18 protein-coding genes are annotated in these 23,355 nt (G+C 72.9%); 8 read left to right on the forward strand and 10 right to left on the reverse strand.

Annotated features, from left to right (window positions below; translation table 11 throughout):
* Positions 1 to 27 precede the first annotated feature (27 nt).
* Positions 28 to 693 (reverse strand): DUF4097 family beta strand repeat-containing protein, encoded by a 666-nt coding sequence (locus ACFQ80_RS18335; RefSeq protein ID WP_430564647.1) that lies wholly within the window; start codon positions 691 to 693, stop codon positions 28 to 30.
* A 239-nt stretch (positions 694 to 932) separates the two neighbouring features.
* Here ACFQ80_RS18335 and ACFQ80_RS18340 point away from each other — a divergent pair, with 239 nt between their 5' ends.
* A complete protein-coding gene (locus ACFQ80_RS18340; RefSeq protein ID WP_430564648.1) occupies positions 933 to 1,667 on the forward strand; it encodes a MarR family transcriptional regulator in 735 nt (244 codons plus the stop codon).
* A 6-nt stretch (positions 1,668 to 1,673) separates the two neighbouring features.
* Here the strand turns inward: ACFQ80_RS18340 and ACFQ80_RS18345 are convergent, their stop codons facing one another.
* The 4 genes from ACFQ80_RS18345 to ACFQ80_RS18360 form a co-directional block, all read right to left on the reverse strand.
* Positions 1,674 to 3,827: a catalase gene (locus ACFQ80_RS18345; RefSeq protein ID WP_430564649.1), complete on the reverse strand. Its 2,154-nt coding sequence runs from the start codon at positions 3,825 to 3,827 to the stop codon at positions 1,674 to 1,676.
* Positions 3,828 to 3,929: 102 nt separating this feature from the next.
* Positions 3,930 to 4,802, reverse strand: coding sequence for a carbohydrate ABC transporter permease (locus ACFQ80_RS18350; RefSeq protein WP_430549238.1), 873 nt, complete (start codon positions 4,800 to 4,802; stop codon positions 3,930 to 3,932).
* A 2-nt stretch (positions 4,803 to 4,804) separates the two neighbouring features.
* On the reverse strand, positions 4,805 to 5,758 hold the full coding sequence (locus ACFQ80_RS18355; protein WP_430549239.1) for a carbohydrate ABC transporter permease: 954 nt from the start codon (positions 5,756 to 5,758) through the stop codon (positions 4,805 to 4,807).
* Positions 5,755 to 7,122, reverse strand: coding sequence for an ABC transporter substrate-binding protein (locus ACFQ80_RS18360; protein ID WP_430564650.1), 1,368 nt, complete (start codon positions 7,120 to 7,122; stop codon positions 5,755 to 5,757). The genes ACFQ80_RS18355 and ACFQ80_RS18360 overlap by 4 nt, the downstream gene beginning before the upstream one ends.
* A 172-nt stretch (positions 7,123 to 7,294) precedes the next feature.
* Between ACFQ80_RS18360 and ACFQ80_RS18365 the strand changes: the two genes are divergently transcribed.
* Positions 7,295 to 8,242 (forward strand): sugar-binding transcriptional regulator, encoded by a 948-nt coding sequence (locus ACFQ80_RS18365; protein ID WP_430549241.1) that lies wholly within the window; start codon positions 7,295 to 7,297, stop codon positions 8,240 to 8,242.
* Between the two features lie 81 nt (positions 8,243 to 8,323).
* The gene (locus ACFQ80_RS18370; protein WP_430564651.1) at positions 8,324 to 9,373 is read left to right on the forward strand and encodes a YihY/virulence factor BrkB family protein; all 1,050 of its coding nucleotides are present in this window, start codon (positions 8,324 to 8,326) and stop codon (positions 9,371 to 9,373) included.
* 4 nt (positions 9,374 to 9,377) lie between these two features.
* Here the strand turns inward: ACFQ80_RS18370 and ACFQ80_RS18375 are convergent, their stop codons facing one another.
* Positions 9,378 to 10,862 carry a mannitol dehydrogenase family protein gene (locus tag ACFQ80_RS18375; RefSeq protein ID WP_430564652.1) on the reverse strand — a complete coding sequence of 495 codons (1,485 nt, stop codon included), beginning with the start codon at positions 10,860 to 10,862 and terminating at the stop codon, positions 9,378 to 9,380.
* A gap of 149 nt (positions 10,863 to 11,011) precedes the next feature.
* Between ACFQ80_RS18375 and ACFQ80_RS18380 the strand changes: the two genes are divergently transcribed.
* Complete coding sequence (locus ACFQ80_RS18380; protein WP_430549244.1) at positions 11,012 to 12,367, forward strand: M20/M25/M40 family metallo-hydrolase; 1,356 nt, start codon at positions 11,012 to 11,014, stop codon at positions 12,365 to 12,367.
* 47 nt (positions 12,368 to 12,414) lie between these two features.
* Positions 12,415 to 13,836, forward strand: coding sequence for an MFS transporter (locus ACFQ80_RS18385; RefSeq protein WP_430564661.1), 1,422 nt, complete (start codon positions 12,415 to 12,417; stop codon positions 13,834 to 13,836).
* Here the strand turns inward: ACFQ80_RS18385 and ACFQ80_RS18390 are convergent.
* Positions 13,805 to 14,974 carry a VanZ family protein gene (locus ACFQ80_RS18390; protein WP_430564653.1) on the reverse strand — a complete coding sequence of 390 codons (1,170 nt, stop codon included), beginning with the start codon at positions 14,972 to 14,974 and terminating at the stop codon, positions 13,805 to 13,807. The genes ACFQ80_RS18385 and ACFQ80_RS18390 overlap by 32 nt on opposite strands.
* Before the next feature lie 18 nt (positions 14,975 to 14,992).
* Complete coding sequence (locus ACFQ80_RS18395) at positions 14,993 to 15,751, reverse strand: GH25 family lysozyme (protein ID WP_430549246.1); 759 nt, start codon at positions 15,749 to 15,751, stop codon at positions 14,993 to 14,995.
* Positions 15,752 to 15,865: 114 nt separating this feature from the next.
* Between ACFQ80_RS18395 and ACFQ80_RS18400 the strand changes: the two genes are divergently transcribed.
* A complete protein-coding gene (locus ACFQ80_RS18400; RefSeq protein WP_430564654.1) occupies positions 15,866 to 17,968 on the forward strand; it encodes a bifunctional lysylphosphatidylglycerol flippase/synthetase MprF in 2,103 nt (700 codons plus the stop codon).
* 34 nt (positions 17,969 to 18,002) lie between these two features.
* On the opposite strand, the gene ACFQ80_RS18405 is transcribed toward ACFQ80_RS18400, so the two are convergent.
* Both ACFQ80_RS18405 and ACFQ80_RS18410 read right to left on the reverse strand, forming a co-directional pair.
* Complete coding sequence (locus tag ACFQ80_RS18405) at positions 18,003 to 18,773, reverse strand: carbohydrate ABC transporter permease (protein WP_430564662.1); 771 nt, start codon at positions 18,771 to 18,773, stop codon at positions 18,003 to 18,005.
* 130 nt (positions 18,774 to 18,903) lie between these two features.
* Entirely contained in the window at positions 18,904 to 19,848 is a 945-nt protein-coding gene (locus ACFQ80_RS18410) for a carbohydrate ABC transporter permease (protein ID WP_429762983.1), read from the reverse strand.
* A 205-nt stretch (positions 19,849 to 20,053) separates the two neighbouring features.
* Between ACFQ80_RS18410 and ACFQ80_RS18415 the strand changes: the two genes are divergently transcribed.
* The gene (locus ACFQ80_RS18415; RefSeq protein WP_430564655.1) at positions 20,054 to 21,352 is read left to right on the forward strand and encodes an ABC transporter substrate-binding protein; all 1,299 of its coding nucleotides are present in this window, start codon (positions 20,054 to 20,056) and stop codon (positions 21,350 to 21,352) included.
* Positions 21,349 to 23,346 carry a DUF6807 family protein gene (locus tag ACFQ80_RS18420; RefSeq protein ID WP_430564656.1) on the forward strand — a complete coding sequence of 666 codons (1,998 nt, stop codon included), beginning with the start codon at positions 21,349 to 21,351 and terminating at the stop codon, positions 23,344 to 23,346. The genes ACFQ80_RS18415 and ACFQ80_RS18420 overlap by 4 nt, the downstream gene beginning before the upstream one ends.
* Positions 23,347 to 23,355: the final 9 nt, after the last annotated feature.

The following is a 23,355-nucleotide window of genomic DNA, read 5'->3' on the forward strand; positions in this document are numbered from 1 at the left end:
GGTCCGGGATCTGCGGGTGCAGGCGGCTCAGCGGCTGTGCGCCGACACGTCGCCCAGCGTGGTGGTGGCGCGGATCTCCACCTGGACGTCGCCGCCGCTGCTGGTGATCGCGTTGCTGATCCGGCCGAGCGTCGTGCCGGCGTCGAGCGACGCCGTGACGCCGGACGCGACGCCCACGGTCACGTCGCCGGCCTGGGTGCGCAGGTCGAGCGCGCCCTGCACGGCCTCCTCCACGCGGAGGTCGCCCTTCGCGGTGCTCAGCGAGCCGGGGCCGGTCAGCCGACCGACGGTGATGTCGCCGGCCTGCGTGGCGAGGCGGGCGCTCGCGGCCTCGTCGACCTTGATGTCGCCGTGCGCGGTCTCGACGACGACGGCGCCGAGGCGCCCGACGCCGCGCAGCGGGGCGCTCGCGGCCGTGACCTCGACCGCGGACCCGGCGGGCAGCTGGACCGTGACCTCGACGGAGCCGGAGGGCCCGAAGGCCCGGTGCCCGTCGGGGGCCGTGACGCGCAGGACGCCGTCGGCGTACTCGACGGTGGTCTGCTCGGCGGCCTCGACGTCGCGGCGCTTCGAGGCGTCGGCGGGCCGCACCTCGACCGTGGTGTCGGACCGGTCGGCGGCGACGAAGGTGAGGCGCCCGGCCGGGACGTCGACGACGGCGGAGACGGGGGCGGGGGTGGTGAAGTTCTGCATCGTGCTCAGCTCCTGCGGTGGTCGGTGCGGTGGTTTCTGACATGAGAAACGCTACGTTGCGTTCGCATGTGCGGCAAGAGCAATGTTGCATCGGAGATACGTTTGCGCAGTTCACGATGCACATATCGTTGCATCAGAGAGGAACATCAACGCAATCGCGCGCTGTGGGCTCGTTGCACCCGGTCGGAAGTGAACGTAACGTGGGCGCGACCGACCGAGGTCCGACCCAGGAGGACGCCATGCCGGGAGGCCGGCTCACCGCCCAGGAGCGCCAGCAGATCGCCCTGGGGCTCGCCGACGACCTCGCGTACGCCGAGATCGCCCGCCGCCTCGACCGCCCGACGTCGACCGTCACGCGCGAGGTGATGCGCAACGGCGGCCCGGGCGGCTACCGCGCCGACCTCGCGCAGCGCGCCACCCAGCAGCGCGCGCACCGTCGTCGTCCCGCCACGCCGCGCGCGCCGTCCGGCACGGGGGCCACGCCCGACGACGCGGCCCTGCGGGAGTACGAGGAGACCTTCACGACGCTGCTCATGCAGTCGGGCCTCCCCCGCATGGCCGCGGCGGTGCTCACGCGGCTGTACGTGGCGGACTCGGGCAGCCTCACGGCGGCGGAGCTGGTCGAGAGGCTCCGGGTGAGCCCGGCGTCGGTGTCCAAGGCGGTCGCGCTCCTGGAGAGCCTGGGGCTGATCCGCCGCGAGCGCGAGGACGGCCGCCGCGAGCGCTACGCCGCCGACGGCGACGCCTGGTACCAGTCGATGATCGCCGCCGCGCGCGCCAACGCCGCGCTAGCCGCCACCGCCCGGCAGGGGGTCGACGTCCTGGGCCGCGACTCGGCCGCGGGCGCGCGCCTGGAGAACATGGCGCGCTTCATCGACTTCGTCGCCGACAGCATCACCCGTGCGGCCGAGCAGGCGCGCGACCTGCTCCACACGAGCCCCCCGCGCGACACCGAGGGCTCGGCGGCGCGCTGACCGGGCTCACGCGAGAGACGCGAGCCGGTCCCAGGCCCGGTGCAGCCCGAGCGCCTCGCGCAGCGTGGGCGCCACCTCCGCCCCGGCGTCGGCGAGCGTGACCCCTGGCGCGCCCTCCGGCACCCCCGCGGCCACCAGCACCTCGCGGCCGGTCCCGAGCGCCGCGATCGCCTTGCCGTGGCGGAACGCCTCCTGCAGCAGGACGACGGCCCGCGGGTGGGTCCCCGCGGGCGTACCCGCCGTGCCGTCGGCCACCACCACCGCGTCGTACTCGATGGACCGTGTCGTCAGCAGGGTCCGCTCCACGGTCTCCCGCTCCGCCCCCGAGACCACCTCACCGCCGTGCGCGGCGACCACCCGGACGACGACACCCTCCGCGCCGAGAGCCGACCGCAGCGCGCCCACCACCCCGAGGTCGCCGCCGTCGGCCACGACCACGCCGACCACTCTGCCGTCGACGCGGCCGGGCTCGCTCGGCACCTGCGACAGGGCGGGTGACGGCTCGACACCCTCGGGCAGCTCGGCCGCCGGCGCCTCGAGCCCGAGGCCCGCCGCCACGCGGGAGGCCAGGTCGCCGTCGACCCGGGCGAGGCTGACCAGCATGCGCTCGCGGATCTCGTCGGAGGCGCACTTGCCGAGCTCGAACGTGTACGCCTCGACCTCGTGCGCCTGCTCGACGGGCGTGAGCGACAGCCAGAACAGCCGCGCCTGGGTGAAGTGGTCGGCGAACGACACCGGGTTCTCCCGGACCTTCACGCCCTCGACGGGCGTGGGGACGGTGACGAAGCCGTCCTCGGGCGACGCCACGGGCCGGTCGTCGTCCATCGCGTTCGGCTTGTAGGCGACGACGCCGGAGTGCACGGCCGTCTGGTGCATGCCGTCGCGGAGCATGTCGTTCACCGGGGCGTGCGGTCGGTTGATCGGCAGCTGCGCGAAGTTGGGCCCGCCGAGCCGGGTCAGCTGGGTGTCCAGGTAGGAGAAGAGACGCCCCTGCATCAGCGGGTCGTTGGTGACGTGGATGCCCGGCACCAGGTGGTCCACGTGGAACGCCACCTGCTCGGTCTCGGCGAAGTAGTTCGTGGGGTTGGCGTGCAGCGTCATGACGCCGACGCGCTGCACGGGGCACAGCTCCTCCGGCACGATCTTCGTGGGGTCCAGGAGGTCGATCCTCTCGAACGTCTCGTCGGGGGTGTCGGGCATGACCTGGAGCCCCAGCTCCCACTGCGGGAACGCCCCGGCGTCGATCGCGTCCGCCAGGTCGCGGCGGTGGAAGTCCGGGTCGGCGCCCTGGGCGATCTGGGCCTCCTCCCACACCAGCGAGTGCACGCCCAGCAGGGGCTTCCAGTGGAACTTCACCAGCGACGTCGAGCCGTCGGCGGCCTGGAGGCGGAAGGTGTGGACGCCGAAGCCCTCCATCGTGCGGTAGCTGCGCGGGATCGCCCGGTCGGACATCGCCCACATCGCCATGTGGGTCGACTCGGTGTGCGACGAGATGAAGTCCCAGAAGGTGTCGTGCGCACTCTGGGCCTGCGGGATCTCACGGTCCGGGTGCGGCTTGCCGGCATGGATGATGTCAGGGAACTTCACGGCGTCCTGGATGAAGAACACGGGGAAGTTGTTGCCCACCAGGTCGAAGACGCCCTCCGCGGTGTAGAACTTCGTCGCGAAGCCGCGCACGTCGCGGACGGTGTCGGCCGACCCACGGGACCCGAGCACGGTCGAGAAGCGGACGAAGACGTCGGTCTCCCGGTCCGCCTCCGCGAGGAACGCCGCCCGGGTGACGCTCGCCGCGTTGCCGTAGGCGCGGAAGGTCCCGTGCGCGCCGGCTCCCCGGGCGTGCACCACCCGCTCCGGGATCCGCTCGTGGTCGAAGTGCGTGATCTTCTCGCGGAAGTGGTGGTCCTCCATGAGCAGCGGACCGCGCGGACCCGCCGTGAGCGAGTGGTCGGTGTCGTCGACGCGCAGGCCCTGCGCCGTCGTCAGCCGGTCCCCCGCCTGCGCGCGAGGGTCGGGGCCGTCGTCGGGCTCGCCGCCCGGGTGAAACGGGCAGCCGGTCGGGCCGCGTCGGTCCGGGGCCGCGGTGCGGGGCGTCGGGGCGCCCGGCACGACGCCGCCGGGGACGGGCAGGTCCGCATCGTTCGAGGGGCGGTTCGCGGTCATGAGGGTCTCCTCCGCAGGGTCGGGAGCACGGTCGCGCCCGTGACGGGCCGGCGCTCCCCACCCTCCGGCAGGCCTCCGTTGCTCGCAGCAGCGGTGCCGCCCCTACTTGATGGCGCCCATCGACAGCCCGCGCACCAGCTGTTTCTGCGCGATCCACCCGGCGAGGATCACCGGCAGCGACGCGAGCAGCGCCGCCGCGCAGAGCCGTGCGAGGAACAGGCCCTCGCTCGTCATCGTCGACACGATGAAGATCGGCACGGTGGCGGCGCGCGACGCCGTGAGGTTGAGGGCGAAGAAGAACTCGTTCCACGCGAAGATCACGCAGATGAGCGCCGTCGCGGCGATGCCGGGCGCGACCATCGGGATGAGCACGGAGCGCAGCGTCTTCATCAGCCCCGCGCCGTCGACCGCCGCGGCCTCCAGCACCTCGGCCGGGATCTCCTGGAAGAACGACCGCATCATCCACACCGCGATCGGCAGGTTCATCGCCGTGTACAGGACGACGAGCGTCCAGATGTTGTCGAGCACCTTGAGCTGCCCGGCGATGACGTAGATCGGCACGATGACGGCCACGACGGGCAGCATCTTGGTGGAGATGAAGAAGAACAGCACGTCGCTGACCTTCTCCACCGGCCGGATCGACAGTGCGTACGCGGCGGGGATGCCGAGCAGCAGCACGAGCACGGTCGAGACGCCGGTGGCGATCGCCGAGTTCGCCACGTACGTCCCGGACTCCCCGATCACGGCCCGGAACTGGTCGAGCGTCGGGCTGAAGAACCACGTGGGCGGGTCGGACGACGCCTGGTTCTCCTGCTTGAAGGCGGTCATCGCCATCCACGCCACGGGGAAGAAGAACCCGAGGGCGAGGATCCAGGTCAGCGTGGTGAGCAGGCCGCCCGTGACGCGGCCGCGGCGGGCCTCGCGGCGGACGGGCGGGGCCGCCGTCGTGCGCGGGGCCGTGGTGGTGGCGGTCATGCTCACTCCTTGACGTCGAAGCTGCGGAAGATGAGCCGCAGCGCGGCGGAGGCGACGATGATCGTGGCGATGACGACGACGACGCCCATCGCGGCGGCCTGCCCGACGTCGAAGCCGAGGAAGGCGCGCTGGTAGATGTAGAACGGCAGGTTCGCGCTCGCCGTCCCGGGGCCGCCGGCGGTCATGAGGTAGATCTGGTCGAACGTGTTGACCACGTAGATGATCCCGAGCAGCACGCCCAGCTCGATGTACCGGCGCAGCTGCGGCAGCGTGATCGACCCGAACGTGCGCCACCAGCCGGCGCCGTCCATCGCGGCGGCCTCGAGCACGTCCTTCGGCTGCGCCTGGAGCCCGGCGAGCACGAGCAGCATCATGAACGGCGTCCACTGCCACACGAGGGCCATGAGGATCGCGACGATCGGGTACGTCGAGGTCCAGTCGACCGGGTCGATGCCGACCAGCCCGAGCGTCCAGTTGAAGAGCCCGTACGTGGGGTTGAGCATCGCCATCGACCACAGCACCGAGCTGGCCACCGGCATGATGAGGAACGGCGTGATGAGCAGCGTGCGGGCCACGCCGCGGCCGCGGAACGGCCGGTCGAGCAGGATGGCGAGCACGATGCCCAGCACCATCGCGACGAGCACGCAGCCCAGCGTGATGATCACCGAGTTGAGCGCCGTCTGGCGGAACACCGAGTCGCGCGCGATGTCGACGTAGTTGGCCAGCCCGACGAAGAGGTCGGAGTCGGGGCGCAGGAGGTTCCGCGAGTGCAGCGAGTACCAGATCGTCACCAGGAACGGGATCTGCGTGACGACGATCGTGAAGATCAGCGCGGGCAGCAGCGGCCCGCGACGGCGCCACCGCTCGGCGCGCGGGTACCGGTGCTTGTCGGCGCGGGCGGCGCGCTGGGCCTGCGCGCGCCGCAGGTTCCCGGCCTGCGTGGTGACGGCGGTCATCGCTCGTTCTCCTTGCGGTACGTCTCGGCGACGGTCTCGGCGTACTGCTGCGACTGCTCGAGCGCGGCGTCCACGGACTTCTGGCCCGCGATCGCGGCCGACATCTGCTGCCCCACGCGGGTGCCGAGGTCCTGGAACTCGGGGATGCCGACGAACTGGATGCCCGGGTACGGCACGGGCGCCACCATCGTCTTCTCCTGCGTCGCCTCGCTCATCGCCGTGAGGGTCGCGTCGGCGTACGCCTCCGAGACCTCCGCGTACTGCGGCAGCTCGTAGGTGGACAGCCGGCTGCCGGGCGGCACCCGCTCCCAGGAGAGCCGCTCGCCGACGAGCTCGATGTAGTCCTTGTCGGTCATCCAGGAGACGAAGTCCCAGGCGGCGTCCTTGTGCTCGCTGGTGGACGGGATGGCGAGCGACCAGGAGTACAGCCAGCCCGCCGCGTCGGTCTCGCTCACCGGCGCGGGCACGTAGCCGGTCTTGCCGGCCACGGTCGACGACGCCGGGTCCTCGACCGAGGAGACCATCGAGGTCGCGTCGTACCACATGGCCGCCTGGCCCTGCGCGAACCGGGTGAGGCAGTCGCCGAAGCCGGAGGTCGCGGCGCCCGGCTGCCCGTACTGCTGCACGGTGTCGACGTACGTCTCGACGGCCTTACGCACCTCGGGCGAGTCGAGGCGGGCGTTCCAGCCCTCGTCGAACCACTGCCCGCCGTAGGTGTTCAGCACGGTCGTCATGGGGGCCATGACCTCGCCCCACCCGGCCAGGCCGCGCAGGCAGATGCCCGCGAAGTCCTGCGACGGGTCGTTCAGCTCGGCGGCCAGCTCGCGGACGTCGTCCCAGGTGGGGCGGTCCGGCATGGTGAGGCCGGCCTGCTGGAAGAGGTCCTTGCGGTAGGCGAGGAACGAGGACTCGCCGTAGAACGGCACCGAGTAGAGGTCGCCGTCCACCGACAGCGCCTCCCGCACGCTGGGCACGAAGTCGTCCGGGTCGTACCCCTCGGTGGCGTCGGCGTACGGCTGCAGGTTCTCGATCCAGCCGTTCTCGGCCCACATCGGCGTCTCGTAGTTGGAGATCATCACGACGTCGAACTCCCCGCCGCCGGTGGCGACGGACGCGGTGATCTTGGCGCGGGCCTCGTTCTCCGGCAGGGACACGAAGCGCACGTCGATCCCGGGGTGCTCCTTGCGGAACTCGTCCTGGAGGGAGATCGCGTCCTGCATCTGCGGGTTGGAGACGATCGCGACGACGATCTGCTCGCCGTCTCCCCCGCCGACGGCTCCCGCCCCCGCGCACGCGGCCAGGGAGAGCCCGAGGACGGCGGCACCGCCCGCGGCGGCGAGCCTCCGGGTTCGTGGTCGGAACATCGCTGTCCTCACGTCGTCGGTTCGATCGGTGGTCCCTCGACGAGCGCCGACGCGCACAGATGAGATGCGGCGCTGCGCTCATCTGTCTGGACAGTAGTGGGTGATGCTCAGGCGAGCAAGGCCCGAGCGCTCAGAGTGGCGCGGCGGCCCGACCAGCGAGGAGGATGATCCCGTGACCGACGCCGAGCACGCCCGCCTCCTCGTCGAGGTGAGCCGCGACTACTACCTCGACAACCGTTCCAAGGTGGACATCGCCTCCGCCCGCGGGATCTCCCGCTTCCAGGTGGCCCGGCTGCTCGCCGAGGCGCGCGAGAGCGGCGTCGTGCGGATCGAGATCTCCCCGCCCGCCCACCTGGACACCGGCCGCGCCCGACGCCTGGCGGAGCGGCTCGGCGCACGCGAGGTCGTGATCGCCGGCGCGGCCGGCACCCCCGCCGCGACGCGGGAGTCGGTCGCCCGCGCGCTCGCCGGCGTCGTCTCCGCGCACGTGCGCGAGGGCGCCACCCTCGGCGTCTCCTGGTCGCGCACCATCGAGATCGCGGTGCGCCACCTCGCCCCTCTGCCCGCGTGCGACGTCGTCCAGCTGGTCGGCGCCCTGCCGGTGGACGGGTCGGGCGACTCGCTCGACATGATCCAGGGCTTCCGCCGGATGCCGGGCGTGCGCACCTGGCCGGTCTGGTCACCCTTGCTCGTGGCCGACCCCGGCACCGCCGCCGGCATGCGGCGGCAGCCGGAGATCGCCGCCGCCCTCGACCGCGCCGACGACCTCGACCTCGCCGTCGTCGCGATCGGCGCGTGGACGGCCACCGGGTCCACCGTGTTCCCCCGGGTCACGGGCGACGAGCGGCGCGCCGCCACCGCCGCGGGCACCGTCGCCGAGTGCTCCGGACGGCTCTTCGACGCCGAGGGCCGCCGCGTCGTCACGCCGCTCGACGCCCGCGTCGTGGGCGTGACCTTCGACCAGCTGGTACGCACCCCCGAGGTCGTCACCGCCGGCTACGGGCGCGAGGCCGCGCCTGGCCTGCGCGCCGCCGTCGCGGGCGGCATCGCCACGACCGTCGTGTGCGACGACGCCGCCGCGGGCGCGCTCGAGGAGCTGCTGGACGCCGCGACCACGTGACGCCCGATTGCGGGCATCCGCGGACGCATCGAGCCTGGTGGTGACCCTGGCGGAACCCGCCGCCGCGCCCGAGGAGGTCCCGTGACCGACACGCACGAGCCCCGCACCGAGCCGGCTCCCGACGACCCGCGCAAGCCCGAGTCTCCGCCGGACCTCAAGAAGCCGTCGTGGAAGCTGGCCTTCAAGAGCACCGTGCGGGAGTTCTCCGACGACGACTGCACCGACCTCGCGGCCGGCCTGACCTACTACGCGGTGATGGCGTCCGCGCCCGCCCTGCTGGCGCTCGTGTCGCTGCTCGGCTTCGTCGGCGACGCCGAGGCGGCGATCGACTCGATCATGTCGACGGTGGAGGGCTTCCTCCCCGAGGAGACGCTGACCATCGTCGAGCCCTTGGTCACCAATGCCGTCGGGTCCACGGGTGCGGGCCTGGCCCTGGTCGTCGGCCTCGTCATCGCCCTGTGGTCCGCGTCGGGGTACGTCAACGCGTTCGGCCGGGCCATGAACCGGGTGTACGAGGTCGAGGAGGGGCGCCCGGTCTGGAAGCTGCGCCCGACGATGCTGCTCGTCACCCTGGTGGTGGTCGTGCTCGCGGCCGTCGTCGTCGCGAGCCTCGTGCTGTCCGGGCCGGTGGCACGGGCGGTCGGCGAGGCGATCGGCCTGGGCGACGTCGCCCTGACCGTGTGGAGCATCGCCAAGTGGCCCGTCGCGCTGTTCCTCGTGGTGGTCGTCGTCGCGCTGCTGTACCACCTGACGCCCAACGTGAAACAGCCCAAGTTCCGCTGGATCAGCATCGGGGCCCTGCTCGCGATCGTGGTGTGGGTCATCGCCTCCGCGGCGTTCGGCTTCTACGTGGCGGAGTTCGGCAGCTACGGCTCCACGTACGGCACGCTCGGCACCGTCATCGTGTTCCTGCTGTGGCTGTGGATCACCAACCTGGCGCTGCTGTTCGGCGCGGAGCTGGACGCCGAGCTCGAGCGCAGCCGGCAGCTGCAGGGCGGCATCGCCGCGGAGGAGAACATCCAGCTCCCGCCGCGCGACACCAAGGCCAGCGACAAGAAGGCCGGCAAGCGGCGCGACGCCGTCGCCGAGGCCCGCAAGATCCGGGAGGCCGCGGCCCGCGACGACGCGTGACGGCTTATCCGGCGACCAGCGACTCCACCGTCGCCCGGGCGCCGAGCGTGTGCAGCGAGTCCAGCGCGGCGGTGTAGGCCTCGACGAACCGCGGCTCGGACGCCAGGTCGCCGAACAGCTCCTCGTCGCGGACGAACACCAGCGGGTCCTCCCGGTTCCGCGCCGCCGCGGCCTTCAGGCGGTCCGCGAGGCGGTCGACGATCGCGATGGGCTCGCCCTGCTCGTCCACGGCCTCGTCGTACCGCGCCCAGGCCGCGACGACGGCGGCCGAGCGGTGCACCTCGCCGCCGGCGGCGAGGTTCGCCCGGATCACGGGGACCAGCCACTTGGGGATGCGGTCCGACGACTCGGCGCACAGCCGCGCGAGGGTGTCGCGCACGTGCGGGTTGGCGAACCGCTCGATCAGCGTGGCCTGGTACTCCTCGAGGTCCACCCCCGGCACGGGCAGCAGCGTCGGGGCGCCCTCGCGGGCCATGTAGTCGCGCAGGAAGCGCACGAACGTCTCGTCCGCGCAGACCTCGTGGGCGTACCGGTACCCGGCGAGGTAGCCGAGGTAGCACAGGGCCTGGTGGCTGGCGTTGAGCAGGCGCAGCTTCATCAGCTCGTACGGCTCGACGTCGTCGACGAGCTGCGCGCCCACCTTCTCGTACGGCGGGCGCCCGTCGGCGAACCGGTCCTCGACCACCCACTGCGTGAACGGCTCCGCCACGACCGGCCACGCGTCGTCGACCCCGAACCGCTCGGCCACCATAGAGCGGTCGTCGTCCGTGGTGACGGGCGTGATGCGGTCGACCATCGAGTTGGGGAACGGGACGTGCTCCTCGATCCACGCCGCGAGCTCCGGGTCCTTGAGCCGGGCGAACGCGGTGAACATCCGGTGCGCGACGTCGCCGTTGCCCTGGATGTTGTCGCAGCTCTGCACGGTGAACGGAGGCACGCCCCGGTCGCGACGGCGGCGCAGCGCCTCCGTGACCAGGCCGAACGTCGTGGCGGGCACGGCGCCGGGCTCCAGGTCGGCACGCACGGCCGGGTCCTCGGCGTCGAACTCCCCCGTGACCGGGTTGACGTTGTAGCCGCCCTCCGTGACGGTCAGCGACACGATCCGGATCTCCGGCGACGCCATCCTCTCCAGCACCGCCTCCGGGTCGTCCGGGGCCAGCAGGAACTCCACGATCGAGCCGATCACGCGGCCCTCGAGCGTGCCGTCGGGGTGCTTGAGCACCAGCGTGTACAGCCCGTCCTGCGCGGTGAGCGCGTCGCGCATGCGGGCGTCGTGCGGCAGCACGCCGACGCCGCAGATCGCCCAGTCGAGCGCCTCGCCGGCGTTCATCAGCCGGTCCAGGTACATCGCCTGGTGCGCCCGGTGGAACCCGCCGACGCCCAGGTGCACGATGCCGGCGCGCAGCCGGGTGCGGTCGTAGGAGGGCACGGCGAGCGGCAGGTCGCCGCCCGCCAGCGACGACACGGTCTCTGCGCTGAGTGCGGTCATGGTGGGTCCTTGCTCCGTCGGGTGCGAGAGCCACCAACGTAGCAAACGAGCAGGCATCGCGGCACAGATGAGCACCGGTGTCGAAGGAGGGTGAGACCGCGTCGCAGACCTGGTCCCTGCCCGTGACACGGAGGCTCTACGGTGTGCCCATGAATCAGCCCGTCGTGACCCCGGTCACTCCCCGCCCGGGTGCTGACGAGCGCCTGTCGCGCCTGATCCAGCTGCCCACGGTGTCCGCCGAGCTCGAGACCCGTGGTCTCGGCCCCTTCCAGGAGCTCGTCGCCCTGCTCCCCGAGCTGTACCCGCTCGTGCACGAGCGGCTCGAGCTCGAGCGCCACGGCGACCTCGGGCTCGTGTACCGGTGGCGGGGCCGGACCGAGGCCCCCGACGGCCCCCTGGTCCTCATGGCGCACTTCGACGTCGTCCCCGTCGACGAGTCCGACGCCTGGACCTACCCGCCCTTCGAGGGCCGGGTGGAGGACGGCTGGGTCTACGGCCGCGGGGCCCTCGACGACAAGGGACCGCTGGTCGTCGTGCTCGAGGCCGTCGAGAACCTGCTGGCCGCCGGCTTCACCCCGGCCCGCGACGTCTACCTCTCGTTCGGCGGGAACGAGGAGTCGCACGGCGCCGCCGCCGCCGCGATCGCCGCCACGTTCCGCGAGCGCGGCGTCGTGCCCTGGATGGTGGTGGACGAGGGCGGCGCCGTCGTCGACTCCCCTCTCCCGTTCGTGCCCGGCAGGGCCGCCATGGTCGGCGTCGGCGAGAAGGGCGTCATGAACGTGCGGCTCAAGGCCCGCGGCGACGGCGGCCACGCGTCCATGCCGCCGACCACCACGGCGGTGCGCCGGGTCGCGCGCGCCGTGGACCGGATCGGCCCCCGCACGTTCCCCGCCCGCACCCCGCGTGCCATCTCGCAGATGCTGCGCATCTTCGCCGGCCGCGCCGAGGGGCCCGCCAGGGCCGCCCTGACCACCATGGCCGGCGTCCCCGCGGCGACGGCCCAGGCCTTCGTCGCCCGTGGCGGCGAGACGGCGGCGCTCGTGCGCACCACCGTCGCACCCACGATGCTCGCGGGCGGCACCGCGGCGAACGTCCTGCCGTCGCAGGCGTCGGCCACCGTCAACCTGCGCATCGCCCTCGGCGAGACCGTCGCCTCGACCGTCGAACGCCTGCGACGGCGCATCCGCGACCCCCTCGTCGAGATCGAGGTCATCGAGTCCAGCGAGCCGTCGCCCGAGTCGCCCACCGACGACGACCGGTTCGCCCTGCTGGCCGAAGCCGTCGGCGTCTCCCACCCGGACGCGCTCACCGTGCCGTACGTCGTCATGGCCGCGACGGACTCCCGGTACTTCCACGAGTTCTCGCCGGCCGTCTACCGCTTCGCCCCGCTCGCGATGTCCACCGCGCAGCGCAAGTCCATCCACGGCGTCGACGAGCGGGTCGAGGTCGGCGAGCTCGCGCGCGGCGAGCTGTTCCACCGCACCCTGCTGGAGCGTCTGCCGTGACCAGCCTGCGCCGTGCGCCCCGGGCCGTGAGCGCGGCCGGCGGGACGATGGCGGCCGTCGTCGGCTTCCTCGCCTTCGTCGAGCTCACCAGCGGCGTCATCCAGGGCTACTACACGCCCATGCTCACCGACATCGCCCGCCACCTCGGCGTGCACGACGCCGACGTGAACTGGCTCGAGGGCACGCAGCTCATGGTGTCCGCTCTCGTCGTCCCCGTGCTGGCCAAGCTCGGCGACATGGTCGGCCACCGGCGCATGCTCCTCGTGTCATCGGGGGTCACGGCCGTCGCGACGCTCGCGCTGCCGTTCATGCCCTCGTTCGGGCTGTTCCTCGCCGCCTGGGCGGTCCAGGGCTTCTACTCGGCGTGGCTGCCGCTCGAGATCGCCCTGGTGTGGAGCCGCTCGCGCGGGCTCCCGAACAGCGCGGCGCTCACGGCGCAGGCCGCCGGGATCCTGGTCGCCGCGCTCGAGGTCGGCGCCATCACGGGCGCCCTCGCCGGGGGTGCGCTCGTCGACGCGCTCCCGCTCCAGGTGGTGCTGCTCGTCCCCGGCGTCCTCGTGGCGGCGTGCTTCGTCGTCGTCTGGTTCGGCGTCGCCGAGACCCCCCAGCCCGCGGGCGGGCGCCTCGACCTGCGCGGCCTCGTGCTGCTGTCCCTCGCGCTGCTCGCCTTCACCGGCGGGCTGAGCATGCTCCGGCTGAACGGCGTCGGGTCCACGCTCGCATGGGCGATGGTGGCCCTCGGGCTCCTGCTCCTGTGGCCGTTCGCCCGCTGGGAGCTGCGCCACCCCGACCCCCTCGTCGACGTGCGGATGTTCCGCTCCCCCGCGCTCGGCCCGGTGTTCCTCACGGCGGGGCTGTTCGGGGTGTCCGTGCTCGGCGCCCAGGCGCCGCTGTCGACGTTCGCCCGCACCGACCCGGCGCTGCACGGCTACGGCCTCGGCACCACGGGCTTCCAGACGTCGTTGCTCATCGGCGTCTACCTGGTCGCGATGATCGTCGGCGCGCTCACCTTCCCCCGCGTGGCACGCCTCGTGACGCCGCGCATCACGCTGGTCGGGGCCGCCACGTGCGTGGGGATCGGGTTCCTGCTGTTCGTGCCGCTCCACGCCACGTACCTGCAGGTCGTGGTGAACATGGTGGTCGTCGGCATCGGGTCCGGCGCCCTCGTGGCGGCGCTCCCGTCGGCCGCCGCCGCGGCGGCCCCGCCCCAGCAGACGGGCGTCGCGACGGGGCTTACCAACTCGGTGAAGACGCTCGGCGGGGCGGTCGCGTCGTGCGTCTTCGGGATCGCGCTGCTCGGTGCCGCGGGGGCCGGCACGGCCGGGGCCGCGGAGAGCACCGCGGGCTCGTTCGCCGGCTACGTCACCGTGTGGGTGGTGTGCGGCGGGACGGCCCTGGTCGCGGCGGCGCTCCTGGTCGTCGTGCCGAAGCAGGCGTTCACCGACCGGCCGGTGACGACGCACGTCTGACGGGCTCGGCGGGCGCGCGGGAGTCGACCATCCGCGCGCCCGTCAGCGCGCAGGCGAGGCCGCGCCGGTCGCCGGTCGCGACGACGCCGACCAGGGCCGCGAGCGCCACCACGTTCTGCAGCGCCCCCGCCCACGCGTTCGACGCGTCGCCGGGCGGCACCGCCTCCACGATCCCCAGCACCCCGTACAGACCGAGCAGGAGGTACCCGCGGGCGAGTCGGCGCGCGAGCGAGCCGCGCCGTAGGACGCCCGCGCCGTCGGGCCAGCGCGGCTCCAGCCACACCGCCCGCTGCCCCAGCGACGCGCCCGAGCGGACCCACGGCGGCAGGAGGAACACGACGACGGCCGGCACCACCGTGCCCAGCAGCACGTCCGGCCAGGTCGTCGCCGACGGGACGTCGTGGCCCGACGCCAGCACGGCCACCCGGAAGGCGAGCTGCAGCGCCGCCCCCAGCACGAACGCGGCGAGCAGGTCGGTGACCATCCCCAGGAAGCGGCGCCAGAACGTCACCGGCCGCGGCTCCAGGCGCGCGGCGGCGAGCTCGCGCGCCTGCGGCATCCAGCGCAGCACCACCGGCGCGACGAGCGCGCCGAGGAGACCGCCGAGGGTGTTGGTGAGGACGTCGTCGACGTCGGCCACGCGGTAGGAGCACGGGACGAGCCCGAGGATGCCCGTGTACTGCACGGTCTCGATCGCGACCGACGCGACGAGCGCGCTCAGGGTGGACGCGGCCACGCCCCATCCGAGGTACCTCCGCGCCAGCACGCCCCAGGGCACGAAGAGCAGCACGTTGAACGCCACCTGGAGGACGGCGGCGCTGCGCAGCGTGGCGAGGGTGCCGAGGCCGGCGGTGTCCCGGCGGATGTCGTCCAGCGAGTGCAGCGGCACCAGCTCCGCGCCGGACACCCCGTGCGCGGCGCACCACGCGGTCAGGTCCCCCGAGGGCAGGGGCAGCAGCGTGTACGCGAGCAGCGTCACGACGTACACCGCGAGCGCCGCGGCGCCGAGCACCCGCCGCGCGTCGAGCCGCCCGTACCGCCGCTGCTGCACCAGCAGCACGGGGATCAGCACCCCGAGGAAGACCAGCACCCCGAAGCCGACGCCCACCACGGCCGGCCATGTCCATCGATCGATCACGCCGCCGACGGTATGCGGCTATGGCTGGGTCAGCGCGCTCAGGTCGCCGATCGTGCCGTCGAACACGTTCATGTCGATGTGATCCTCCTCGCCGACGTAGCCGGGGAGCGTGTCGCGGTCGGAGTACTGCCAGAACTCCCAGTCGCGGCGCGGCAGGTCAGGGGTGGAGGCGACCGACCGGATCCACAGCGGGTACCGGTCGTAGTCGTCGCCCAGGTAGTCCGCCCGGATCTGCTGGGTCGTGTAGAGGATCGGCGGCACGCCGTAGTGCTCCTCGAGCGCGTCGAGCATCGGGTCGAGGATGCCCCGCAGCTCGTCGACGGTCGGTGGGTCGGCGGCGAACTCGCCGTAGTGCTCGACGTCGACGACGGGCGGCAGGGTGCCGCTCTCGGCGGGCACCACGTCGATCAGGTGTGCCGCCTGGTCCGCCCCGGGGCTCTCGAAGCTGAGGAAGTGGTAGGCGCCGACCAGCAGGTCGGTGGACCGGGCGCCCTCCCAGTTGGCCGCGAACCGCTCGTCCACGTGGGCGGAGCCCTCCGTGGCCTTGACGAACGCGAAGTCCAGGTCCTGCGCCGCCAGCACGGGCCAGTCGATCGTGCCCTGGTAGGCGGACACGTCGACGCCGCGCACGGCGTACCGGTCGGCGGCCAGGCGGTTGGGCCAGAGCACCCCGTTCCACACCAGCAGCGCCAGCACGCCCAGCAGCACGACGACGGACCCGGCGACCACCGCCAGCGCACGCCGACGCCGGCCTCGTCCTGCCCGCTCGCCGCTCATCCCGCCGATGATCCCCGATCGCCCCCGCTCCGGGCCACCACCGCCGCGACCGGACGGCGCGCGCCCGGGCGCCGCCCGCGGAATGATTCCCTCAACCGAGGTGAGGAGTCACGCGTGACCGGCGCCACCGACGAGGCAGCGACCCCCTCGACCGCCTCTCCGACGCTGCGGCTGCTCCGCACGGCGAGGCGTGTCCCGTTCACGCTCGGGGTCGTCGCGCTGATGCTCGTGCTCGGCGTCGTCACCGGCGCGCTGTGGTCCCCGTTCGAGGACCACCCGTGGTTCGACGACGTCGCGTTCGGCGCCCCGGCGTTCGCCGACGGACGGTGGTGGACGCCCGCCACGGGCTCGCTCTTCGCCCTCGAGCCGTGGGAGTACGTGTCCGTCGCCGGGGTCTTCCTCCTGCTCGTCGGCTGGACGGAGCTCCGGCTCGGGACCCGGCGCGCGGTGGTCACGGCGGTGACCTGCCAGCTCGTCGGCGTCGTCGGGACCGCCGGCGGCCTCGCCCTCCTGGCCCGGACGGGCTGGGACTGGGCGGAGCACCTGGCCCGGGTGCTCGACGTCGGCTTCAGCGCGGGGGTCGTCGGGGCGGTGACCGTGACGGCGCTGAGCCTGGCGCCACCGTGGCGGTTCCGGGCGAGCGCCCTGATCGCGATCTACGTCCTGGCCGCGCTCGTGATCTGGGGCGGCATCGCGGACGTCGAGCACGTCGTCGGGTGGATCGCCGGCCTCGTCGTCGCCCGTCCCGTGCTGGGCGCGAGGCTGGGACGCCGCACGCGCGCCGGGCGTCTGCAGCGCGACCGGGCGACGGCCGCGGGGTACTTCGCGATCTCGGCCCTGCTCGTGGTGCTCACGAGCTTCGCCGCCGGTCCCCGCGAGGGGCCGCTGGGCGAGGTCGGCAGCGGCAGCTGGCCGACGGGTGTCCTCGCCGTCGCGGTCGACCTGGTCCTCGCCGTCGGCCTCCTGCGGGGCAGGCGCTCCTGGTGGTGGCTGGCCGTGGTGCTCACGCTGCTCGGGGTGGTCGGCGAGGCGCTCTTCGCGCTGGCCGCGTCCCTCGTGCTGCCGGACGAGCTGCCGCTCGTGCTCCTCATGCTCCTGCTCGACCTCGGTGCGCTGGCCCTGCTGGTCGTCCGGCGGTCGTCGTTCCGCGCTCGCCGCCACGCGAGGCCGTCGACCGGGGCCCGGCTGGACCAGGACGACGCGCGCGCGACGCTCCGCCGGCTCGGGGCGGGGCAGCGGCTGGCCTGGATGACGACCTGGGACGGCCTCGAACGATGGGCGCCCGAGGGCCAGGACGGGTACGTCGCCTACCAGGCGCACGCCGGCGTCGTCGTCGTCCTCACGGACCCGGTCGGCGACGGACCGGACGGCCGCGCGGAGCTGGTGGACGCCTTCGTCGGGGCGGCGTCGACGGCGGGCTCCGGGTCGTGCTTCTTCTCCGCGAGCGAGGAGGTCGCGTCGATCGGGCGGGCGCGCGGCTGGACCCTCGTGCCGGTGGCGCAGGAGGCCGTGATCGACCTGCCGGGGCTGGAGTTCCGGGGCAAGAAGTGGCAGGACGTGCGCACGGCGCTCAACCAGGCCGCGAAGCAGGGCATGGAGCACCGGCTGGTGCGGCTGGTCGACGAACCGCCCGAGACGCTCGCACAGGTGCGGGCGATCTCCGAGGCGTGGCTCGGCGACAGCGACCTGCCGGAGATGGCCTTCACGCTGGGCGGGGTCCGCGAGGCCCTCGACCCGGAGGTGCGCGTGGGCCTCGCGGTGGACGGCGACGGGCGGGTGCACGGGGTGACGAGCTGGCTCCCCGTGCACGCCCCGGACGGGCAGGTCGTCGGGTGGACCCTCGACGTCATGCGGCGCGGGCCGGACTCGTTCCGCTACACGATGGAGCTGCTCATCGCGTCCGCCCTCACGACGTTCCGGGACGAGGGCGCCCTGGAGGCCTCGCTGTCCGGCAGCCCGCTCGCCCGCGGCGAGCACCCCTCTCCCGGGGGTCTCGACGCCGTCCTCGACCGCCTCGCGGAGCGGCTCGAGCCCCTGTACGGCTTCGAGTCGCTGCACCGCTTCAAGATGAAGTTCCAGCCGCGGGACGCGCCGCTCTACCTCGTGGTGACCGAGCCCGCGACCCTCCCTCTGGTAGGGCTCGCCCTCGTCAGGTGCTACCTGCCCGACGTGCACGCGCGCGAGCTGGTCGCGGCCGCGCGGTCCTCCCGCCGCTGACGCCGCGACGCCCGAGGTCGCCCGGCGCCGCCCGTCACTTGATCCCGGTCGTGGCGATGCCGCGCACCAGGAAGCGCTGGCCGAAGAGGAACACGAAGAACACGGGCAGCAGCGACACGATCGACATCGCGAACATCGATCCCCAGTTGCTCTCCCCCTGCGAGTCGACGAACAGCCGTAGGGCCACCGGCACGGTCATCATGTCGGTGTCGGTGAGGTAGATGAGGGCGCTGAAGAACTGGTTCCAGGTGCCGATGAACGTGAAGATCGCCGTCGTCGCGAGGGCCGGCGTCATCAGCGGCAGGATGATGCGCAGGAAGATCCGCGCGTGACCGGCGCCGTCGATCCGGGCCGCCTCGTCCAGCTCCTTGGGCAGCCCGCGGATGAACTGGACCATGAGGAAGATGAAGAACGAGTCGGTCGCGAGCATGTTCGGGCCGACCAGCGGCCAGAAGGTGTTCACCATGCCGAGCTGGGAGAACAGCACGTACTGCGGCACCAGCGTGACGTGGCCCGGCAGCATGATCGTGATGAGCATGATCGCGAACAGGATCGTCCTGCCCGAGAACCGCATCCGCGCGAACGCGTAGGCCGCCATCGAGCACGAGACGAGCGTGCCGAGCACGGACCCCAGCACCACGACCGCCGAGTTGAGCATGTAGCGGCCGAAGGGGTGGGTGAGCGCGTTCCACCCGTCCGGGTAGTGCGACAGGTCGACGTCGCTCAGCCACAGGCCGGGCTGGCTGAAGATGAGGTCGTCCGGACGCAGGGACGAGACGACCATCCACAGGAGCGGGTAGATCATCACGGCGCCCGTGACGATCAGCACGAGGTGCTTGAGGACGCTCCGCACGGGGCGGGAGTGCCGCCGCCGCGCGGCGACCGGCGCGGGCTCCTGGGCGGCCGGGGCCGCCGCGACGTCCCTCTGGATGGTGTCAGTCATCGTAGTAGACCCAATACTTCGAGGCGATGAAGTTGACGGCCGTGAGGGCCCCGACGATGAGGACGAGCAGCCACGCCATCGCGGACGCGTAACCCATCTCGAAGTCCTTGAACCCCGTGTTGTAGAGGTACATCGTGTAGAAGAGCGTCGAGTCGGACGGTCCGCCGATGCCGCCCGAGATGATGAACGCCTGGGTGAAGGACTGGAACGCCCCGATCGTCTGCAGCACGATGTTGAAGAAGATGATCGGGGTGAGCATCGGCATGGTGATGCGCCAGAACTGCTTGGCCTTGGTGGCCCCGTCGACGGCGGCCGCCTCGTAGTACATCGTCGGGATCTGCCGCAGCCCGGCGAGGAAGATGATCATCGGCGACCCGAACGTCCACACGTGCAGCAGGATGATCGTGCCGAGCGCCGTGTCGGGGCTGGAGATCCAGCCCATCCCCTCGATGCCGAAGAGCCCGAGCACCTGGTTGACCAGGCCGGTGGTGCCGAAGATCTGGCGCCACAGGATGGCGATGGCCACCGAGCCGCCCAGGAGCGACGGCAGGTAGAAGACCGAGCGGTAGAACGACAGCCCGCGCATCCCCCGGTTGAGCGCCACCGCGATGAAGAGCGCCACCGCGAGCTGGAGCGGCACGCCCACGACGACGTAGGTGAGCGTCACCCGCAGCGACTGGTGGAGGCGGTCGTCGGTCAGCATCCGGAGGTAGTTCTCCAGGCCGACCCAGTTCGGGTCCTCGAGCAGGTTGTAGTCCGTGAACGACAGGTAGAACGACGCGATCATCGGGCCCGCCGTGATGACCACCAGCCCGAGGAGCCACGGGAGCAGGAAGACGAGCGCCGCCTTGTTGTCCCGTCGCGCAGCCTTCCGCTCGCGCGGGTCCAGCGGGCGACCGCCTCGCTTCAGCTTCGAGAGCTCGGTGATCGCGCTCATCCGGACGAGCCCGTCGGCGCTGTGGAACGATTCATCGCGTGGACCTCCTCGACCACGGAGCGCTGCGCGACAGCGCGCAACTTTTGGGGTAACCGTTGACCACAGTATCGAACTCTTCGTAGTCTGGGAAGCGCCTTCCCGCTCGCCGACGCCGACCGTCGCGAGCCTTCCGGGGACGGGCTGCTCGTACAGGGAGGTACGACCCATGCAGAGACCCAACTTCAGGACGACCGTCGCGACGGCCACCGCCGGCCTCGTCGTGCTGACGGCCGCCGCAGGCTGCGCCGTCGACCAGCCCGGCACCGACGCCGCTCCCTACGACCCCGACGAGGAGGTGACGATCACCTTCGCATGGTGGGGCGGGGAGGAGCGCAACCAGATCACGAAGGAGGCGATCCAGGGGTTCGAGGAGGATCACCCGAACATCACCGTCGAGACCCAGAGCAGCGACTTCGGCAGCTACTGGGACATGCTCGCGACGCAGGTCGCGGGCGGCGACGCCCCCGACCTGATCACGATGGGCGGCTCCTACCCCAGCGAGTACGCCGGCCGCGGCGCGCTGCTGGACCTCGGCACCGTCTCCGACTACCTCGACACCTCCAAGGTGCCGGCCGACACGCTCAAGATCGGCGAGATCGAGGGCACGCAGTACACCGTCCCGTCCGGCGTCAACGCGCTGGCGGCCTTCCTCAACCCGGCCGTCTTCGAGGCGGCCGGCGTCGAGCTCCCGGACACGTCGACGTGGACCTGGGACGACTTCGCCGCGGTCACCCAGCAGCTGTCCGACAAGAGCCCGAAGGGCACCTACGGCACCGTGCCGTTCGCCAACTCCTCGCTGCTCGACGCCTGGGCGCACCAGCACGGCGAGGCGATCTTCGCCGAGGACGGCACCGTGGGCGTGAGCCCCGAGACGGTGTCCGCCTGGTTCCAGCTCTGGCTGGACGCCCAGAAGAACGGCGCCACCCCCGAGGCCAGCATCTTCGTGGAGGACTCGACGGCCGTGCCCGAGCAGTCGCTGTTCGGCACCGGCAAGCAGGGCGTCGCCTTCGCGTGGAGCAACTTCAAGGCCGACGCGCTCGGCGACTCCGTCGTCGAGGCGAACCTGCCCGGCGAGGCCGAGGCGGTCGGCAACCGCGTGGGCTCCACGATGGAGTACGCCATCACCTCGAAGACGGCGCACCCGGAGGCCGCGGCGATGCTGCTCGACTACCTCATCAACGACCCGCGCGTGGTCGACGCGGTCGGCACGGACCGCGGGGTCCCGGCGAACGCGGAGGTGCGCGACCACCTGCGCGAGAGCCTCAGCACCGTGCAGCAGAAGGAGGTCGACCTCATCGACGAGATCGCCGCGTCCGACGCCGGGGCGCGGATGCCCGCCCCCGAGGGCGCCAGCAGCACCGGGGACATCTTCACCCGGCTGATGCAGGACGTGCTCTTCGAGCGGACGACGCCGGACGACGCCGCCGAGCAGTTCATCGCCGAGGTCGAAGGCTCGCTGAAGTGACCGCCCCCGGCGTCGCCCTCGTCGGCGGCCACGGCTACGCGACCCGCCACCTGGAGCACCTGCGGAGCGCCGAGCGCTCGGGGCAGGCCCGGCTGCTCGGTGTCGCGGACCCTCGTTCGCCCGAGGGCGACGCCGGAGGCGTGCCCTGGTTCGACTCGCTCGACGACCTGCTGGACGCCGGCGTCGAGCCCGACGTGGTGGTGATCTCGACGCCGCCGCACACCCATGCGCCCCTCGCGCTGCGGGCGGTCGCGGCCGGGGCGGACGTCTACGTGGAGAAGCCCCCCGTCGCCTCGTGGGCGCAGTACGTCGAGCTCGAGCGGGCCGCGCGCGACGCCGGCCGGGTGGTGCAGGTCGGGTTCCAGAGCCTGGGGTCCGAGGCCCTGGGGATCATCGACGCCTGCCTCCGCGCCGGCGAGATCGGCGACGTGCTGGCCGTGGGCGCCGTCGGCACCTGGTCGCGCACCGTCGGCTACTACGACCGGTCCCCGTGGGCGGGCAAGCGGGTCCTCGACGGCGTCGACGTGGTGGACGGCGTGGCGACCAACCCGCTCGCGCACGCCGTCGTGACGGCGCTGCGCCTGGCCGGGGCCCGGCGCGCGGACGACGTGCTCGACGTCGACGCCGACCTCTACCACGCGCACGCGATCGATGCCGACGACACCTCCGTCGTGCGCGTGCGCACGACGAGCGGTGTCGCCGTGACGCTCGGCCTGACGCTGTGCGCGCAGGAGCAGACCGCCCCGGTGATCCGCGTGCGCGGCACCCGCGGCACGATCGAGCTGAGCTACACCACCGACGAGCTCACCGTGGACGGCGTCGGCGGACGACGCACCCTCACCGCGGGCCGCGCGCACCTGCTCGACGACCTCCTGGCCCACCGCGCGACCGGCGCGGAGCTCCTCAGCCCGCTGGCCGACTCCGGCGCGTTCATGCGCGTGCTGGAGGCCGTGCGCGTGGCCGACCCGCCCCGGCAGATCCCCCCGGACGCCGTGACGTGGACCGGCGAGGGGCGCGACCGCCGGCCCGTCGTGCGCGACGTCGACGCACTCCTCGCGCGGGCGGTCGTCGCGCAGGCGACGCTCGCCGAGCTGGGCGTGCCGTGGGCGCGGAGGCGGCCCGCGCTCGACGTGCTCGACGTCGGCGGCGTGCCGGTCGCCGAGCTCCGCGACGGCGCCGACGTGGCGGCCGTGCTCTCCCCGCGGCCCTACCTGCACCCGGTCTCCACGCTCGACGGCGTCGTCGTGACCGACCACCTGCCCGCCGACCACGCCTGGCACCTCGGCGCCGGCCTGGCGATCCAGGACGTGGACGGCACCAACCTCTGGGGCGGCCGCACGTTCACGGCCGAGGACCGCGAGTACGTCTGGCGGGCCGACCACGGGCACGTGCGCGTCGACCGGCACTCCCGCGCCGGCTCCGCCGCCGAGCAGGTGCTCACCTGGTGCGACCCGGCGGGCGCCCCCCTCCTGACGGAGCACCGCCGGTGGGACGCGACGCCCTCCCCCGACGGCTGGTGGCTGGACCTGCGCACCGAGCTCCGCAGCGCCACCGGCGCGCCGGTCTCCCTGGGTGGCCCGGGCAGCAACGGCCGGGCCGGCGGCGGCTACGGCGGCTTCTTCTGGCGCGTCGCGCCCTGCACCGACGTCCACGTGCGGACCGCGGACGCCGACGGCGAGCAGGCCGTGCACGGCACCACGTCCCCGTGGCTGGCCTGGACCGCCACGTTCGCCTCGGGGACCGCGACGCTCGTCGTCGCCGCGCACGACGACGACGCGGACCCGTGGTTCGTCCGCTCCGCCGGCTACCCCGGTGTCGGCCTCGCGCTCGCGTGGGACCGCCGCACCACCGCACCGGTCGACGATCCGCTGCGCCGGCGCGTCCGCGTGCTCGTCGCCGACGGCGTCCTCGACGACGACCGCGTCGCGCGGCTCGCCGCCGACGCCCTGGAGCGCGACCTCGCGCCCGCACCGCTCGCCGCCCGACCCGCCTGAAGGGGCCCC

It is taken from the genome of Isoptericola sp. NPDC056578, from assembly GCF_042793275.1.
Taxonomy (GTDB): Bacteria; Actinomycetota; Actinomycetes; order Actinomycetales; family Cellulomonadaceae; genus Isoptericola.

What these genes read in the sequence shown, in the direction of transcription:
- ACFQ80_RS18380 (WP_430549244.1), top strand. Translation starts at nt 11,012, where the DNA reads ATGAATCAGCCCGTCGTGACCCCGGTCACTCCCCGCCCGGGTGCTGAC.
- ACFQ80_RS18340 (WP_430564648.1), top strand. Translation starts at nt 933, where the DNA reads ATGCCGGGAGGCCGGCTCACCGCCCAGGAGCGCCAGCAGATCGCCCTG.
- ACFQ80_RS18410 (WP_429762983.1), bottom strand. Translation starts at nt 19,848, where the DNA reads ATGAGCGCGATCACCGAGCTCTCGAAGCTGAAGCGAGGCGGTCGCCCG.
- ACFQ80_RS18385 (WP_430564661.1), top strand. Translation starts at nt 12,415, where the DNA reads ATGGCGGCCGTCGTCGGCTTCCTCGCCTTCGTCGAGCTCACCAGCGGC.
- ACFQ80_RS18360 (WP_430564650.1), bottom strand. Translation starts at nt 7,122, where the DNA reads ATGTTCCGACCACGAACCCGGAGGCTCGCCGCCGCGGGCGGTGCCGCC.
- ACFQ80_RS18355 (WP_430549239.1), bottom strand. Translation starts at nt 5,758, where the DNA reads ATGACCGCCGTCACCACGCAGGCCGGGAACCTGCGGCGCGCGCAGGCC.
- ACFQ80_RS18350 (WP_430549238.1), bottom strand. Translation starts at nt 4,802, where the DNA reads ATGACCGCCACCACCACGGCCCCGCGCACGACGGCGGCCCCGCCCGTC.
- ACFQ80_RS18345 (WP_430564649.1), bottom strand. Translation starts at nt 3,827, where the DNA reads ATGACCGCGAACCGCCCCTCGAACGATGCGGACCTGCCCGTCCCCGGC.
- ACFQ80_RS18335 (WP_430564647.1), bottom strand. Translation starts at nt 693, where the DNA reads ATGCAGAACTTCACCACCCCCGCCCCCGTCTCCGCCGTCGTCGACGTC.
- ACFQ80_RS18405 (WP_430564662.1), bottom strand. Translation starts at nt 18,773, where the DNA reads ATGATCTACCCGCTCCTGTGGATGGTCGTCTCGTCCCTGCGTCCGGAC.
- ACFQ80_RS18415 (WP_430564655.1), top strand. Translation starts at nt 20,054, where the DNA reads ATGCAGAGACCCAACTTCAGGACGACCGTCGCGACGGCCACCGCCGGC.
- ACFQ80_RS18395 (WP_430549246.1), bottom strand. Translation starts at nt 15,751, where the DNA reads ATGAGCGGCGAGCGGGCAGGACGAGGCCGGCGTCGGCGTGCGCTGGCG.
- ACFQ80_RS18375 (WP_430564652.1), bottom strand. Translation starts at nt 10,862, where the DNA reads ATGACCGCACTCAGCGCAGAGACCGTGTCGTCGCTGGCGGGCGGCGAC.